Origin of the sequence: Pseudomonas sp. CAU 1711, from assembly GCF_039888625.1 — a bacterium.
Classification (GTDB): domain Bacteria; phylum Pseudomonadota; class Gammaproteobacteria; order Pseudomonadales; family Pseudomonadaceae; genus Aquipseudomonas.
This window is the reverse complement of record NZ_JBDQQT010000015.1, coordinates 82903-98763: the sequence shown is the minus strand read 5'-3', so window position 1 is coordinate 98763 and position 15861 is coordinate 82903. Positions and strand designations below refer to the sequence as shown.

Below are 15861 nucleotides of genomic sequence, written 5' to 3'. Positions count from 1 at the left end.
CCCGGATAGCATCCGGGACGAACCGCACGCCGCCGCTCGACTCCCCTCTCCCCCCGGGAGAGGGGCCGGGGGTGAGGGACTTGCGCCCCCTGGCGGCCCGGCTGCAATCCGGAATTGACCACACCCCGCTCCCGGATTACATCCGGACCAAGGGCTGATCGCCCCATGCACGCCCAACCCACCCCACCCGGCATCCGCATCAGCCTCGCCGAGCTGATCGAGATGCGCCATCGCGTGCGCGAGGTGCAGCTGTTCTCCAGCCCGGCCAAGCGCAGCCCGCTGATCGGCCTGCACCACTCCAGGCTGCGCGGGCGCGGCGTCGACTTCGACCAGGTACGCATCTACCAGCCCGGCGACGACGTGCGCACCATCGACTGGCGCGTCACCGCGCGCACCCAGGAGCCGCACACCAAGCTGTTCCACGAGGAGCGCGAGCGGCCCATCTTCATCATGGTCGAACAGAGCCGGCGGCTGTTCTTCGGCTCGGCGCTGCAGTTCAAGTCGGTGCTCGCCGCCCAGGCCGCCGCACTGTTCGGCTGGGCCGCGCTGGCGCACAACGACCGCATCGGCGGCCTGGTGTTCGGCGATGTCGAGCACCACGAGATCAAGCCCAGGCGCAGCAAGCAGAGCCTGCTGCAGCTGCTCAACCGCCTGGCCCGCGCCAACCAGGCGCTGCACCCGGACGCGCAGAACGGCCGCGACAACTTCGGCCTGGCCCTGCGCCGCGCCCGCGAAGTGCTGCGCCCCGGCAGCCTGGCGATCATCGTCTGCGACGAGCGCGCCCTGAGCGACGCCGCCGAACAGCAGCTGAGCCTGCTCGCCCGGCATACCGACCTGCTCCTGCTGCCGGTCTCCGACCCCCTCGACCAGGGCCTGCCGGCCGCCGGCCTGCTGCGCTTCATCGAGCATGGCGCGCAGCTGGAGCTGGACACCCACGGCGAGGAACTGCGCGCCGCCTATCGCGGCCTCGCCGAACAGCGCCGCGCGCGCTGGCAGCGCCTGGCGCAGAAGCTCGGCGTGCCGCTGCTGGCGCTGAGCACCGGCCTGGACCTGGTCGAGCAGCTGCACGAGCACCTCAGCCAGCAGGGCAAGCGCGCATGAACCCGCTCGACCAGCTGCAACCGACCATCGCCCCGCCGCCGGTGCCCTGGTGGCCGCCGGCGCCCGGCTGGTGGGCGCTGCTGGTGCTGATTCCGCTGCTGTGCTGGGGCCTGTGGCTGCTGCGCCGCCGGCTGCCACGCCGCCGCGCGCCGCAGGCCCAGGAGCAGCCGCTCGACCCGTTGCGCCAGGCCGCCCTGGCCGAGCTGGCGCGCCTGGTGCGCCCCTACGACGGCCAGCACGCCGGCCCCTGGCTGCAGCAGCTCAATGCCCTGCTCAAGCGCCTGGCCCGCGCCCACTACCCGACAGACAACTGCCAGGTGCTGGGCGGCCGCGCCTGGCTGGCCTTCCTCGACAGCCGCTGTCCGGCCGCCGGCCTGACCCGCTGGATGATCCTGGTGGACGGCCCCTATCGCAGCCACTGCAGCCTCGACGACAAGGCCATCAACGGCCTCAACCAGGCCGTCGACATCTGGATTCGCAAGCATGTTTGAGTTCGCCTGGCCCTGGGCCTTCCTCCTCGCCCCCCTGCCCTGGCTGCTGCGTCTGCTGCTGCCGGCGGCGGACAGCGGCGAGGCGGCGCTCAAGGTCAGCTTCCTCGCCGAGCTGGAGGGCCTCAGCGGCCAGCGCGCGCGGGCCAGGCTGCCGGCCTGGCGCCAGCAGGCGCCCTTCGTCCTGCTGTGGATGTTCCTGGTGATCGCCGCCGCCCGCCCGGAATGGGTCGGCGAGCCGCTGCCGCTGCCGGCCAGCGGCCGCGACCTGCTGCTGGCGGTGGACGTATCCGGCTCCATGGAACATGCCGACATGCAGTGGGACGGCGAGCCCGTCTCGCGCCTGGAGCTGGTGCAGAAGCTGTTCGGCGACTTCATCGAGGACCGCCGTGGTGACCGCGTCGGCCTGATCCTGTTCGGCAGCCGCGCCTACCTGCAGTCGCCGCTGACCTTCGACCGCCACACCGTGCGCACCTGGCTGGACGAGGCGCTGATCAACATCGCCGGGCCGCAGACCGCCATCGGCGACGCCATCGGCCTGGCCGTCAAGCGCCTGCGCCAGCGCCCGGCCGACAGCCGCGTGCTGGTGCTGATCACCGACGGCGCCAACAACGGCGGCGAGATCGAACCCAAGACCGCCGCGCACCTGGCCGCCGAGCAGCGGGTGAAGATCTACACCATCGGCATCGGCTCCGATCCGCAGCGCAGCGGCATCATGGGCATGCTCGGACTCAACCCCGGGGTCGACCTGGACGAAGCCAGCCTGATCGACATCGCCGAGCAGACCGGCGGCCGCTACTTCCGCGCCCGCAGCGGCGAGGAACTGCAGAGCATCGAGGAGACCCTCGACCAGCTGGAGCCGGCCGCCCAGCTGCCGACCCGCGCGCGTCCGGCCAAGGCCCTCTACCCCTGGCCGCTCGGCTTCGCCCTACTGCTCAGCCTGCTGCTGGTGGCCCGCGAGCTGTGGCCACAGCACTGGCAGGCGCTACATGCACGCATCGGGGGAGCGGACTGATGGAACTGCTCTGGACCCACTGGCTGCGCCCCCTCTGGCTGCTGCCGCTGCCGCTGCTGGCCTGGCTGCTGTGGCTGCTGTGGCACCGCGAACGGCGCAGCGGGCGCTGGCAACTGCTGCTGCCGGCTGCCTTCCAGGCCGTGCTGCTGGCCGGCGGCCGTGCGCGCAGCAGCAAGCTGCCGTGGATCGCCCTCGGCCTGGCCTGGCTGCTGGCCGTGCTGGCGCTACTCGGGCCCAGCTGGCAGCGCATGGAGCAGGCCAGCCAGAAGCGCGCCGACCCGCTGGTGGTGCTGCTCGAACTGACCCCGGCGATGCTCGCCAGCGACGCCGCGCCGACCCGCTTGGAGCAGGCCAAGCGCAAGCTGCTCGATCTGCTGCAGGCGCGCAGCGACGCGCAGACCGCGATCATCGTGTATGCGGGCAGCGCCCACGTGCTGGTGCCGCTGTCCGACGACCTGGCCACCGCGCGCAATCTGCTGGAGGCGGTCAAGCCGTCGATCATGCCCAAGCCCGGCCGCCGCGCCGACCTCGCCGTGCGCCGCGCCCTGCGCCTGCTGGAGCAGGGCGCCCAGGGCCGTGGCCGCCTGCTGTTGATCGGCAGCACGCTGAGCGCCGAGGAACAGGGCGGCATCCGCCAGGCCCTGGGCAATCGCGGCGAACGCCTGGCCATTCTCGGCATCGGCACCGCCCAGGGCGCGCCGATCCGCGGCGAGGACGGCAGCTTCCTCAAGGACGCCGAGGGCGCCATCCTCCTGCCGCGCCTGGACGAGGCCGGCCTGCGCCGCCTGGCCAACGAGCTGGGCGGCCGCTACCGCAGCGCGCGCCTGGACGACGGCGACCTCGACGGCCTCGGCCTGCTCGACGGCCCGCAGGAGCTGCGCGAGGGCGGCGAACCCACCCAGCTGGCGGCCTGGGCCGACCAGGGCCACTGGCTGCTGCTGCCGCTGCTGCTGCTCGCCGCCTGCGCCGGCCGTCGCGGCTGGCTGTTCTGCCTGCCGCTGCTGCTCGGGCTGATCCCGCAACCCGGCTATGCCCTGGGCTGGGACGACCTCTGGCTGCGCCCGGACCAGCAGGGCCAGCGCCTGCTCCAGGCAGACCAGCCCAAGGCCGCCGCCGAACGCTTCGCCGACCCGCAGTGGCAGGGCGAGGCGCTGTACCGCGCCGGCGACTACCCGGCCGCCGCCGAGCGCTTCGCCCAGAGCGACAGCGCCAGCGCCCACTACAACCGCGGCAACGCCCTGGCCAAGAGCAACGAACTGGAGGCCGCGCTGGACGCCTACGAGCAGGCCCTGGAGCGCCAGCCCGACCTGCAGCCGGCGCTGCACAACAAGGCCCTGGTCGAGCAACTGCTGCGCCAGCAGCAACAACAGCAACAGCAGTCGCAGCAGGGCGACCAGCAGCAGTCGGGCGAGCAGCAGCCTTCCTCCGGCCAGCCGCAACCCGGGCAACCGCAGCAGAATCGCGACGCACCCGCGCAGACCCAGCCCGAAACGCAACCTCAGCGGCAGGCCGAGGAGCCGCAGCCCCAGCAGCAGGGCCAGGCGCAGGACAACGCCGCCCAACATCCGCCCGAGAACGGCCAGGCCCAGCCCGGCGCCGACGAGCCGCAGGCCGCCGAAACCCAGAGCGCCAGCGCCCAGCCGCTGGACGGCGAGCAGCGCGACGCGCTGGAACAATGGCTGCGGCAGATCCCGGACGACCCCGGCGAGCTGCTGCGGCGCAAATTTCTCTACGAACAACAGCAGCGCCAGGAACGAGCCCGATGAAACGCCTGCTTTGCGCCCTCCTCCTCTGCCTGGCCGGCACCCAGGCGCTGGCCGCCGGCTTCTCCGCCACCGTCGACCGGGCGCGGTTGAACGAGGGCGAGACCTTCGACCTGATCCTCGAATCCGAGGATGCCACCCAGTTCGGCAGCCCCGACCTCGCGCCCCTGCGGCAGCAGTTCGAGGTGGTCAGCACGCGCCAGGAGAACCGCCTGTCCAGCTTCGGCGGCAAGGCCCGCGCCAGCACTCGCTGGATCGTCACCCTGCTGCCGCTGCAGAGCGGCTACGTGGTGGTGCCGCCGCTCAAACTGGGCGACGCCGAGAGCAAGCCGATCACCCTGCAGGTGGTCAAGGGCGATGCCGGCGCCAGCGGCAAGCTGGCACCCATCTTCATCGACGCCAGCCTGGACCGCGAGAGTGTCTACGTGCAGGCCCAGGCGCTGCTGACCCTGCGCATCTACCACTCGGTGTCGCTGTTCGACGACAGCAGCCTGACCCCGCTGAGCATCCCCGATGCGCGGGTGGAGCAGCTGGGCGACCCGCGCACCTTCGAGACCGACATCAACGGCGTGCGCCACGGCGTGATCGAGCTGCGCTACGCCATCTTCCCGCAGCACAGCGGCGAGCTGACGATTCCCTCGCAGGTGTTCAGCGCCACCCCGGTGGAGCGTTCCAGCAACTACGACTTCAACCCCTTCGGCCCGCGCCCCGGGCGCCTGACCCGGGTGCGCTCGCCGCAGATTCCGCTGCAGGTCAAGCCGCGCCCGGCCAGCTGGCCGGCCAACGCGCCCTGGCTGCCGGCCCGCGCCCTGAGCCTGAGCGAGGCCTGGAACCCCGAGCCCAAGGACGTCAGCGTCGGCGACTCGCTGACCCGCAGCCTGATGCTGCGCGCCGAGGGCCTGTCCAGCGCCCAGTTGCCGCCGCTGCCGATCCAGGACAGCCCCGGCCTGCGCCGCTACCCGGACCAGCCGCAGCTGCGCAACGAGAGCGGCGACAAGGGCCTGACCGGCAGCCGCGAGGAGAGCGAGGCGCTGGTGCCCGGGCAGAGCGGCCACATCAGCCTGCCGGCGGTGGAAGTGCTGTGGTGGAACACCGAGCAGGACCGCCTGGAAACCGCCAGCCTGCCGGCGCGCAGCCTGGAAGTGGCGAAGAACCCCAGCCTGGAAGTGGAGGCACCGATCGGCGCGCCGGCCGCGCTCGGCGAGGCCCCGTCGCTGTGGCCCTGGCAACTGGCTTGCCTGCTGCTCAGCCTGAGCACCGCGCTGGGCTTCGCCCTGTGGTGGCGCGCGCGCCGCCAGCCGGCTATTTTGCCGGCCGCGCAGAGCGGCCCCAGCCCGCGCACCCTGCTCGACGACCTCAAGCGCGCCTGCCAGGCCAACGACCCGCAGGCCACCCGCCAGGCGCTGGATGCCTGGGCGCGCCAGCAACCGGAAACCCTGGCCGACATGGCCGCGCGCTTCGTGCCGCTGTCCGAGGCCCTCGACGGCCTCAACGGCGCGCTGTACAGCGAGAGCGGCCATCAGTGGCAAGGCGAGAGCCTGTGGAAGGCGGTACGCAGCCTGCCCGCCCTGGAGGCGGCGGCCAACCCGCAGGAAACCAGCCCGCTGCCGCCGCTCTACCCACGCTGACGGCCACGCCAAGGACGCACGCCATGACCCTCAAGGAAGAACTCGCCGCCTTCTACCGCCGCTGCGGCTTCAGCGACACGGCCGACCGCCAGGCCTGCACCGTGCCGGTCTACACCGGCTGCCTGCTGGTGCCGCTGCCGAACATCGAAACCCGCCACATCTACCTGAAGTACCACGACCTGCACCATATCGCGACCGGCTACAGCACCGGGCGCATCGGCGAGGGCGAGGTCAGCGCCTGGGAGCTGGGCACCGGCTCGATGCTGAATTCGCCGCTGCTCGGCACCATGAACCTGATCGCCCTCTCCACCGGCCTGGTGCTGCAACCCAAGCGCATGTGGCGCGCCTTCCGCCGTGGCTGTCGCAGCCGCAACCTGTATCCGCTGAGCATGCGCGAGAAGATCGACGGCGAGCACTGGGCCGACCTACCGGCCCTGCAACAGGCGCTGCTGGACAGCCGCCGCGATCCCCTGCCGCCGCCCCTGCGCGCCATCGAGTTCGGCGCCTACGCGGCGGTGGCCATGCTGATCCACGCGCTGATCGCCATCCCCGCCCTGTGCACCCGCGTGGTCACCGACATCGGCCTGGGTCACAGCTTCATCCAGGCGGTGAAGCCGAGCAAACGTACCGATCTCTACTGAGTTCAGCATAACTTCATGGCCGTCATAGGGCTGTGGGTGCTGCTTCTCCGGGCGCTGGCCTGATCGCTGCCGCCGAACGAGATCGGGGCATGCCCTGCCCCGATCTCCCGGGCACTATTGCGGTGCCTTGGTCGTGCGCAGGTAGGGCAGCTTGATATCGATAGCCCCGTACTTCTCGCGCGCCTGCTCGTCATTGAGGGCGAGGGCGACTATCACGTCCTGGCCGCTGATCCAGTTGGCCGGGGTGGCGAGCGGCACGTTGTAGGTCAACTGCAGGGCATCCAGCGCACGCAGTACCTCGGCGAAGTTGCGTCCGACCGACATGGGATAGGTCATGCTCAGCTTGAGTCGCTTGTCCGGGCCGATGATGAACACCGAGCGCACGGTGGCGGTGTCGGCGGCGGTGCGGCCGTCCGGCAGGTAGGCTTCGGCCGGCAGCATGTCGAAGGCCTTGGACACCGCCAGCTCCTCGTCGGCGATGATCGGGAAGCCTGCCGAGGTGCCGCAGAAGCCTTCGATATCGCCTTTCCACTTCTTGTGGCTGTCCACGCCGTCGACCGACACCCCGATGACCTTGGTACCGCGCTTGCGCCACTCCTCCGCCAACTGGGCGACCGCGCCGAACTCGGTGGTGCAGACCGGGGTGAAGTCCTTGGGATGGGAGAACAGGATGGCCCAGTCGGAGCCTATCCATTCATGGAACCTGATCGGCCCCTGGTCGGTGTCGGCGCTGAAGTCGGGCACCAGATCGTTGATACGTAGCGTCACTTGATCTTCTCCTTGATTCGTCTTGCGGCCCCTGCCGGGCCAGTCGAGGCCGGTTGGCCACCACAGCGCTGGAGTATAGGCATCTGTCCGACTCTTGCCGTCATGCGTCGACAACGACCGGCCCGCCATATTAGGGTCGGCTGCGACAACAGCCACAGCAGCCTCACGCCCATGGATGGCATCGCCAAGATTGCGCTCAAGATCGCCCTCAGCCTGCCCATCGCCTATGGCCTGGCCTACCCGCTGCTGAACCCCGAGGCGGGTGGCGGCATCCTCAAGGAGGTCGAGATGTTCGGCCCGCTGGGCAGCCTGCTGGCGATCGCACTGTTTCTCGCGCTGGTGGCGCTCTACTGCCGCGACCTGCAGCGCTCACTCGCGCTGGTCCGCCCCGAGGCGCGCCGAGCCCGTCCGCGCAGCGTGTGGCTGATGTTCCTGCTGCCGTACAACTTCATCGAGGATTTCTGCATCGTCGCCAATGTCGCCGCCTCCCTGCGTGCGGAGGCGCGGCATAACGCCGACCTGCGGTTGCCGCGCGATGCCGGGCTGGTCAGCGGCTGGGGCTGGTGCGTGGCGCAGATCGTCGCGCTGGTCCCGCACCCGCTGGGCTCGCTGGCCGGCCTGCTGGCCATGGCGCTATGGATAGTGCACTGGCGTTTGGTGCGGCGGGCCAATGCGGCGCTGGCGCCCGTCCCGGCAGCCGCCCTCTGAGGCACCTCTCCCCCGCCCCGCTCGAGGGTTTCCGACACGCACCCGGCGAACGAACAGCAACCCGCGCTGCCACAGCCCGAACTTTTGCTCTAGCCTTGGCGCCGCCATCGCACCGAGGAAACCCCATGTTCAAGCGCAGCTTCCATTCCCTCGCCACCACCTGGCTGGCCGGCCTGCTCACCCTGCTGCCGCTGGCCCTATCGCTGTTCCTGCTGGGCTGGCTGGTGAGCCTGCTGAACAAGCTGATCGGCCCCTCCAGCTTAGTCGGCACGCTGTTCGCCGAGCTCGGCCAGCCTTTCGCCAACAGCCAGGAACTGGCCTGGCTGCTCGGCGCCCTGGCCTTGGTGGCGGCGCTCTATCCGCTCGGGCTGGCCGTGCAGCTGGGCCTCAAGGGCCCGCTGCGGCGCCTGCTCGATCGCACCCTGCGGCGCATCCCGCTGCTCGGCAACCTCTATGGCCTGGCCGATCGCTTCGTCGGTCTGCTGGACCAGCAGGACAATACCGACCTGACGGCCATGCGCCCGGTGTGGTGCCTGTTCGGCGGCGACGGCGCGGCGGTGCTGGCCCTGCTCTCCAACCCCGAGCCGGTCGAGATCGACGGCCGCGCCTACCAGGCCATCCTGGTGCCCACCGCACCGGTGCCGGTCGGCGGCGGGCTGCTCTATGTGCCGGTGGAATGGCTCAGGCCGGCGGAGATCGGCATGGACAGGTTCACCAGCATCTATGTGTCGATGGGCATCACCCCACCGGGCGCGGGCAAGCTAAAGACCCCATGAAAGCCATTGCACTGCGCTCGCCAATCGGGGCGCAACTCGGGAGGACCTCACGATCCTGACGCTGCGGCTGCACAGCACAGCACAGAAAAAAGGCGACCCGAAGGTCGCCGTCAATTCATTCCGGGGAGGAATGTCAGAAACGCATCCGGGTATCGCAGGAGCCGGATGACACAATTCTCGCCCTAGGCAGCCCTCCCCACCATTCAACCTAAGTAGCATACCGCTTCGCTAGGACAGACTGGACTTGGCGCCTACCTGCCTCTCGCGCGCCACTCCGGTCATCCCAGCCACCATCAGTGCACTGCCACAGGCCAGCGCCAGAAGCACCACGAATACCGCCAGCACATGCAGGCAAGGCAATACGTGATTCCATGGGCGAGCCACCCCCAGAAAGGCAGCAAACAGCCAGCCGCTGCTGGAAAGCGCGCCCAGCAGCGCCAGGCGGCTGCGCGCCGCGAACGGCAGCGCGGCATAGGCCGCCCGCTGTAGCTGCGGGAAGCCGACCTTGTGCAATAGCAAGCCATTGATGCTCAGCAGCGCGACTATTCCCACCTTGGCCCAGAGCTTCTGGTTGAGCAGGTAGCGCATACCCTCATCGTGATAGCCCTGCAGCACCAGCAGCAATCCACTCGCCCAAAGCGCCAGCAGAGCCAGGGTCACGATCTTTTGGGTTTCCGCTAGATAGGCCAACTGAGTCGAACCCAGTGGTGCATGGCGCCAACGCCAGAGCTTGTGATCCGCCAGGAGCACATGTCCGAGGGCAATACAGGTCGAGAGCAGGTGGCCATACACCAACAACGTTTTGAACATGGTGGGGAACCTTTGCCTCGTCCGGAACGGACAAGGAGGAGAGCGTTAGATTTGTATCTAAATGCTAACAATTCTCACAAGCCAGTACAATTGACTTTTACTTGCACGAAGGTGCCAACTGTTCGATTGGACTCCCAATGAGAGGGCACCCGGGGCCTCGGGCACATCAACGTAGCGAGTACGACTCGGACAATGGGCTCAGGTCGAACTGAAATAGCGCGCACGCACCTCATCCACCGCGGCCTCGCGCAGCAGGGTGATGAACAGCTGCTCCACGTCACTAAGCAACTGGTTCTCCGGGGTCACCAGATACACCTCGTTGACCGGCAGGTCCTCGTATGGCGGCAGCTGGAACAGCAGGTTCTGCGCCACGTAGGGCCGCGCGCCTTCGACCGTCATAGCGCCGAAGCCGAGGCCGGCGAGAATCAGCCGACGGATTTCCTCCTCGTTGGGCGACACCGCCACCAGGCGCCCCCAGAACTGCTGCTCGGCGCGCACGTTGCTGACCGCACTGAGCCCCTCGCCGGGCTGGTCGCTCTCGAAGGAGATGTAGGCCAGACCGCGCAGGTCGGCGCTGGTCAGGTCGTCCCGTCCGAACAGCGGGTGCGTCGGCCCGCAGTAGAAGGCCATCTGCTCGTAGCCGAGCAGGTCGAAATGCAGCCCGGTCTGCGCCGTCTTCTTGTTGCTGATGCCGATGTGCAGGCGATCCTGCGCCACCGCATCGACGATATGCGCGCTCGGCTCGGAGCTGAGGCTGATCAGGACATTGGGGTACTGCCGGTGAAAGCGCACCAGCGCCGCGTCGAACGGCCGGCAATAGACGTGGCTGGCCACCTGGATATGCAGCTCGCCGAGTACCGCACCGGCCTCGCCGGCGTACTGCTCGGCCATCTTTTCCAGGATGCTGCCGGCCGAGGAGATGTACTCGTAGACCCGCAGGCCCTGCTCGGTCAGGGCGAACATGCCCTTGCGCCGCAGGATCAGGCGCATGCCCAGGTGCTCCTCCAGGCGCTTGAGCGCGTTGCTCACGCTCGGCTGGCTGAGCGACAGGCGCCGGGCGGCGCCGGTGATGCTGCTTTCCTCGACGATGACCAGAAAGGTGTACAGCAGGTTCCAGTCCAGATTGCGCAGCAGGCGCTCGCGCGGCGACAGCATGATCGGCATTTCTCCCAGGCAGGCCGTCATGCCGACGGCTCCGGGCAGACCTTAGCACTGCCGCCGCCCCGAAGGGCAGCGCGCGACTGCCCCGCAGGCGACACGCCGATGCCTTCAGTCGACATCATGCGCCAGCAGGTCGGCATACTCGGCGCGCCGGCGGATCAGCCGGCTGCCCTGCTTGAGATCCACCAGCACCGCCGCGGCGGCCTGGCGCCCGCAGTACTGGCTCATCATCTCCAGCGCGTAGGCGCCGACATCCAGCAGCGCGATCACATCGCCCTGCGCCGTGGCCGCCGGCAGCTCGCGCAGGTTCGGCTGGTGCACCAGCACCTGCTCCAGCACCGCGCGGTGCTCGGCCAGCGCCGGCTGTTCGGCGATCAGCTCGGCCACCGCGCCCTCGCCCTCGATGTCGTAGTAGGTGTCGCTGCTGTCGCACAGCGGGCCGGCCATGCGAAACAGCGCGGTGTCGCTGTCGTCGGCGCGCGAGGCGTTGAGCATGTGGAAGTACCAGCCGATGTACAGGTCGAACAGCACGCTGTAGCCGGCATCCAGGTAGAACACCGGGGTCTGGCGCTGCTTGTGCGCCTCGATGCGGGTCAGCAGGATGGCGCTGTCGCTGACCATGCTGCGGCCCGGCTCGACGATGATCTGGATGTCCTTGCCCAGCGCCTGGCTGATCGGGCGGATCAGCTGGCGGGCGAGCATGGCGAAGTCGATGTCGGTGCGGTAGCTGTCGCGGTAGTGCGGCGCCACCGGGGCGAAGTTCTCTTCGGCGCTGCTGTAGTTCTTGGCGAAACCGCCGCCGAGGTTCAGGTGCTCCAGCGGGTACGGCAGGCGCGCGCTGACCTCGCGCACGTAGTCGACGAGGAACGCCGCCTCGGCCTGGTACACGCCGATGTCGGTGATCTGGGTGCCGATGTGCGCGTGCACGCCGACCATCTTCACCGCCTGCGGGTGCTGCAAGATCAGCCCCAGCGCCTCGGCCTGCTCCTCGGCGGTCATGCCGAACTTGGAGGTCGAGGTGCCGGTCTGCCAGCCGGCGGCGGCGCCGCCGCGGATTTCCGGGATGATGCGCAGCGCCACGCGCGCTTGCCGCCCCAGCTCGCCGGCCACGGCGATGATGCGCTGCAGCTCGGACAGCGAATCGACGTTGATCGCGCCGATGCCGGCGCCGATCACCTCGCGCAGCTCGCGTACCTGCTTGGCCACGCCGTTGAACACCAGCTCGGCCGGATCGAATCCGGCCACGCAGGCCTTGTGGAATTCGCCGCCGGAGTTGACCTCCAGCGCCAGGCCGCAGTCCTTGAACACCCTGAGCACGGCCAGGTTGGCGCAGGCCTTGCTGGCGAAGCACACGCGGGTGTTGGCGTGCTCGCGGCGGAAGTTGTCGAGGATATCGGCGGCGTTGCGGCGCAGACGCGCCTCGGAATACACATAGAGCGGCGAGCCGTACTTCTCGACCAGCTCGACGGCGTTGACGCCATCGATCAGCAATTGGTTGCCGGCACTGGTCAGGTGCTCTTCGCGTTTCCACGGGTGCAGCGATACGACTGAGGTCATGGCAGGAACTCTAGGCAGAAGGTAGGGAGTCAATCAGTGCTGGGTGGCCAGCAGGCGGCGCAGGTTGGGCGACTGCGGATCGTCGAACAGCTGCTCGGGCGGCCCCTGTTCCTCGATGCGGCCCTGGTGCAGGTAGACCACGCGCGAGGACACCTCGCGGGCGAAGCGCATCTCGTGGGTGACCATGATCATGGTGCGGCCCTCCTCGCCCAGCTCGCGGATCACCTTGAGCACCTCGCCGACCAGCTCGGGGTCCAGCGCCGAGGTCGGCTCGTCGAACAGCATCACCTCCGGGTCCATGGCCAGGGCCCGGGCGATGGCCACGCGCTGCTTCTGCCCGCCGGACAGGCACTCGGGATAGACGTGGCACTTCTCCAGCATGCCGACCCGCGCCAGCAGGCTGCGCGCCTTGGCCTCGACCTCCTCGCGCGGGCGGCCGAGCACGATGCACGGGCCCAGCATCACGTTCTCCAGCACGCTCATGTGCGGCCACAGGTTGAACGACTGGAACACCATGCCCAGATGCGTGCGCACCCGCTCGATCTGCCGCTGGCAGCGCCTGGAGCGCTTGCCACACTTGTCGGCGGCCAGCTCCAGCTCTTCGCCCTGCACGCGCAGGGTGCCGCTGTCGGGGAACTCCAGCAGATTCATGCAACGCAGGAAGGTGCTCTTGCCCGAGCCGCTGGAGCCGATGATGCTGATCACGTCGTGCTTGTGCGCGGTCAGCGAGACGCCCTTGAGCACCTCGATACCGGCGTAGGACTTGTGCAGGTGCTCCACTTCGAGGGCAGCCTGGGAATTCTGGATGGCGGTCATCGGGCCACTCCTGTGGAAAGTCGGTTGAGCAGGCTGCGGTGCTTGTTGGGCTGCGCGCTGCGGTTATGCAGGTGACGGGTCAGGCAGGCCTCCAGGCGGCGCCAGAGCATGACGAACAGCGTGGTCATCAGCAGGTAGAGCACGGCGGCCCAGAAGTACAGGGACAGGTCGAATGTCTGCGAGAAGGCGCGGCGGGTCTGGCCCATCACATCGAGCACGGTGATCACGCTGACCACCGCACTGCCCTTGAGCAGCAGGATGATCTCGTTGCCCAGGGCCGGGAACACGATGCGGTAGGCGTTGGGCAGGACGATCTTGCGGTACAGGTCGAAGCGGCGCATGCCCATGGCCACGCCCGCCTCGATCTGCCCGGTGGGCACCGCGCGCAGGCCGCCACGCAGTATCTCCACCTGGTAGGCGGTGGAATTGAGCACGAAGGTCAGCAACGCGCAGTAGTAGGGATCGCGGAAGAACCACCACAGCCCCGCCTCGGTCAGCGGCACGCGGAACTGGCCCGAGCCGTAATAGACCAGGAACAGCTGCGCCAGCAGCGGCGTGCCGCGGAAGAACGACACGTACAGGCGCACCGGCCAGCGCCAGGCGATACTCGGGCTGCGCCGCAGCAAGGCCAGCGGCAGCGACAGGCAGCCGGCCAGCAGCGCGGCGATCAGGGTGAGCTGCAGGGTCAGCCCGGCGCCGGACAGCAGCGGCCCGGAAAAGCGTTCGAGAATATCGATCATGCCGTGTGCCCCTCGCGTTCGAAGCCGCGATTGGCGCGGCGCTCCAGGCGGGCCAGGGCCCATTCGCAGAGCAGGCAGATGGCCCAGTAGATCAAGCACACCACGGCGAAGAACAGGAAGGGCTTCTTGGTCACGCCGACGGCGATATTGGCCATGCGCATCAGATCGTTGAGCGCGATCACCGAGACCAGCGCGGTGTCCTTGATCAGGCTCACCCACAGGTTGCCCAGCCCCGGCAGGGCCAGGCGCAGCAGCTGCGGCAGCTCGATCAGGCGGAAGATGGTCAGCCGGCGCACGCCGATGGCCTGCGCGGCCTCCAGCTGGCCAGGGTCCAGCGCCTGCCAGGCGCCACGCCAGACTTCGCTGGAATAGCCGGCGAAGACCAGCCCCAGAGCAACCACCCCGGCCAGGAAGGGGCTCAGCTCGACCGGGGTCGCCCCCGGGTTGTGCCACTTGAGCAGGCTGTTAATCGCCAGCCCGACGCCGTGGTAGATGATGAACAGGGTCAGCAGCTCGGGCAGACCGCGGATGGTGGTGCTGAAGCCGACGGCCAGGGCACGCAGCAGCCTGCCGCCGAACAGCGCCATGGCCGCCACGGCCAGGCCCAGCGCCAGGCCCAGTGGCAGCGTGACCGCCGCCAGGGCCAGGGTCACGCCCAGGCCGCGCAGCAGTTCGTCGCCCCAGCCGCCACCGGTGAAGCTCAGGTAGGAGAGCCACTCCATAGAACAGTCTCGTCTCGATCGGAAGGATGGAATCTCGATACAGCCGCCACACCGCTCCGCGCGCGCACTCGCGCGGGATCGCGGAGCGGTGTCCGGGGCTTACTTCTGCAAGGTCAGCAGGTTGACCGAGAAGTACTTGTCGTTGATCGCCTTGTAGGTGCCGTCGGCGATGATCGCGGCCAGGGCCTGGTTCAGCTCCTCGCGCAGGGCCGCGTCTTCCTTGCGCAGGGCGATACCGACGCCCTCGCCCACGTACTTGGCCTCGCTGATCGGCGCGCCGGCCAGCACACAGCAGGCGCCGTCCTCGGTCTTGGCGGTCCATTCCAGCATCGGGATCATGTCGCCGACCTGGGCGTCGAGGCGGCCCGAGGCCAGGTCGAGGTTGACCGCATCCTGGGTCGGGTACAGGCGCACGTCGGAGTCCGGGAACATGGCCGAGAGGTAGTCGCCCTGGGTGGTCGAGCCCTGCGCGCCGATGGTCTTGCCGGCCAGGCCCTTGGGCGAGAAGTCCCTGAGCTCCGAGTCCTTGGGCACCACGAAGGTCATGGCCGACTTCTGGTAGGGCGCGGTGAAGGCGACCTTCTGCTTGCGCTCCTCGGTGATGAACATCGAGGCGATGATCAGGTCGTACTTGTCCGCCAGCAGCGCCGGGATGATGCCGTCCCAGTCCTGGGCGACGAACTGGCACTTGGCCTTCATCTGCGCGCACAGCGCGTTGCCGATCTCGATGTCGAAGCCGTCCAGCTGGCCGTCTGCGGTGAAGAAATTGAAGGGCGGATAGGCCCCCTCGGTGGCGATGCGCAGGGTCTGGCCTTCGCCGGCCAGGACGGCGGAGCTCGGCAGAATGGCCGCAGCGGCCAGCAACAGGGAGCATAGAGTCTTGTTCATGTTGTTTTCCTCTAGGGCAATGGACGGTGAGGTACGGGCCTGGCCGGCTGTTGGCGGGGGGGTGCGGCCTGCCTGCGGGCTAGAATCCGTCCGCCCTTCGCATTGTTCAAATGTATCTTTGAAATCCAATGCATAGCCCTAGGCTATGTATAAGCACTGCCACGCGAGGTGGCAGAAAGCCCTGCGATGCAGCAGGGGCAAGGCTCCGGCAGGACTGGCGCCGAGACGAAAACGCTGCATCCAGGCGCAGTGCTGCGCGCGATCGCCAGGAGCAGGCCG

General features: G+C 68.8%; 16 protein-coding genes. 8 read left to right on the top strand and 8 right to left on the bottom strand.

Going from position 1 to position 15861, the window contains the following annotated elements; translation table 11 throughout:
• The first annotated feature begins 165 nt into the window (after positions 1-165).
• From AAFN46_RS17065 to AAFN46_RS17040, 6 genes are read left to right on the top strand one after another with little or no spacing between them, the layout of a single operon-like run.
• Complete coding sequence (locus tag AAFN46_RS17065) at positions 166-1101, top strand: DUF58 domain-containing protein (protein ID WP_347809898.1); 936 nt, start codon at positions 166-168, stop codon at positions 1099-1101.
• Positions 1098-1592, top strand: coding sequence for a DUF4381 domain-containing protein (locus AAFN46_RS17060; RefSeq protein ID WP_347809897.1), 495 nt, complete (start codon positions 1098-1100; stop codon positions 1590-1592). Before AAFN46_RS17065 ends, AAFN46_RS17060 begins: the two co-directional genes overlap by 4 nt.
• Entirely contained in the window at positions 1585-2604 is a 1020-nt protein-coding gene (locus tag AAFN46_RS17055; protein ID WP_347809896.1) for a VWA domain-containing protein, read from the top strand. The genes AAFN46_RS17060 and AAFN46_RS17055 overlap by 8 nt, the downstream gene beginning before the upstream one ends.
• Positions 2604-4370, top strand: a complete 1767-nt coding sequence (locus AAFN46_RS17050; protein ID WP_347809895.1) for a VWA domain-containing protein — start codon at positions 2604-2606, stop codon at positions 4368-4370. Before AAFN46_RS17055 ends, AAFN46_RS17050 begins: the two co-directional genes overlap by 1 nt.
• Positions 4367-5995 carry a BatD family protein gene (locus AAFN46_RS17045; RefSeq protein WP_347809894.1) on the top strand — a complete coding sequence of 543 codons (1629 nt, stop codon included), beginning with the start codon at positions 4367-4369 and terminating at the stop codon, positions 5993-5995. Before AAFN46_RS17050 ends, AAFN46_RS17045 begins: the two co-directional genes overlap by 4 nt.
• A gap of 23 nt (positions 5996-6018) precedes the next feature.
• Positions 6019-6636 (top strand): hypothetical protein, encoded by a 618-nt coding sequence (locus AAFN46_RS17040; protein WP_347809893.1) that lies wholly within the window; start codon positions 6019-6021, stop codon positions 6634-6636.
• A gap of 114 nt (positions 6637-6750) precedes the next feature.
• Here AAFN46_RS17040 and AAFN46_RS17035 read toward each other — a convergent pair whose 3' ends face one another.
• Positions 6751-7404 carry a peroxiredoxin gene (locus AAFN46_RS17035; RefSeq protein ID WP_347809892.1) on the bottom strand — a complete coding sequence of 218 codons (654 nt, stop codon included), beginning with the start codon at positions 7402-7404 and terminating at the stop codon, positions 6751-6753.
• A 102-nt stretch (positions 7405-7506) separates the two neighbouring features.
• Between AAFN46_RS17035 and AAFN46_RS17030 the strand changes: the two genes are divergently transcribed.
• Positions 7507-8112 carry a hypothetical protein gene (locus tag AAFN46_RS17030; protein ID WP_347809891.1) on the top strand — a complete coding sequence of 202 codons (606 nt, stop codon included), beginning with the start codon at positions 7507-7509 and terminating at the stop codon, positions 8110-8112.
• A gap of 125 nt (positions 8113-8237) precedes the next feature.
• Positions 8238-8888 carry a DUF502 domain-containing protein gene (locus AAFN46_RS17025; protein WP_347809890.1) on the top strand — a complete coding sequence of 217 codons (651 nt, stop codon included), beginning with the start codon at positions 8238-8240 and terminating at the stop codon, positions 8886-8888.
• Positions 8889-9116: 228 nt separating this feature from the next.
• Here AAFN46_RS17025 and AAFN46_RS17020 read toward each other — a convergent pair whose 3' ends face one another.
• The 7 genes from AAFN46_RS17020 to AAFN46_RS16990 form a co-directional block, all read right to left on the bottom strand.
• Positions 9117-9698, bottom strand: a complete 582-nt coding sequence (locus AAFN46_RS17020; RefSeq protein WP_347809889.1) for a hypothetical protein — start codon at positions 9696-9698, stop codon at positions 9117-9119.
• A 198-nt stretch (positions 9699-9896) separates the two neighbouring features.
• Complete coding sequence (locus tag AAFN46_RS17015; RefSeq protein ID WP_347809888.1) at positions 9897-10883, bottom strand: LysR family transcriptional regulator; 987 nt, start codon at positions 10881-10883, stop codon at positions 9897-9899.
• A gap of 84 nt (positions 10884-10967) precedes the next feature.
• A complete protein-coding gene (gene lysA / locus AAFN46_RS17010; protein WP_347809887.1) occupies positions 10968-12416 on the bottom strand; it encodes a diaminopimelate decarboxylase in 1449 nt (482 codons plus the stop codon).
• Between the two features lie 33 nt (positions 12417-12449).
• The gene (locus AAFN46_RS17005) at positions 12450-13232 is read right to left on the bottom strand and encodes an ATP-binding cassette domain-containing protein (protein ID WP_347809886.1); all 783 of its coding nucleotides are present in this window, start codon (positions 13230-13232) and stop codon (positions 12450-12452) included.
• On the bottom strand, positions 13229-13972 hold the full coding sequence (locus AAFN46_RS17000; protein ID WP_347809885.1) for an ABC transporter permease subunit: 744 nt from the start codon (positions 13970-13972) through the stop codon (positions 13229-13231). Before AAFN46_RS17000 ends, AAFN46_RS17005 begins: the two co-directional genes overlap by 4 nt.
• Positions 13969-14694 carry an ABC transporter permease subunit gene (locus AAFN46_RS16995; RefSeq protein ID WP_347809884.1) on the bottom strand — a complete coding sequence of 242 codons (726 nt, stop codon included), beginning with the start codon at positions 14692-14694 and terminating at the stop codon, positions 13969-13971. Before AAFN46_RS16995 ends, AAFN46_RS17000 begins: the two co-directional genes overlap by 4 nt.
• A gap of 99 nt (positions 14695-14793) precedes the next feature.
• Complete coding sequence (locus AAFN46_RS16990; protein WP_347809883.1) at positions 14794-15582, bottom strand: ABC transporter substrate-binding protein; 789 nt, start codon at positions 15580-15582, stop codon at positions 14794-14796.
• Between the last annotated feature and the right edge of the window lie 279 nt (positions 15583-15861).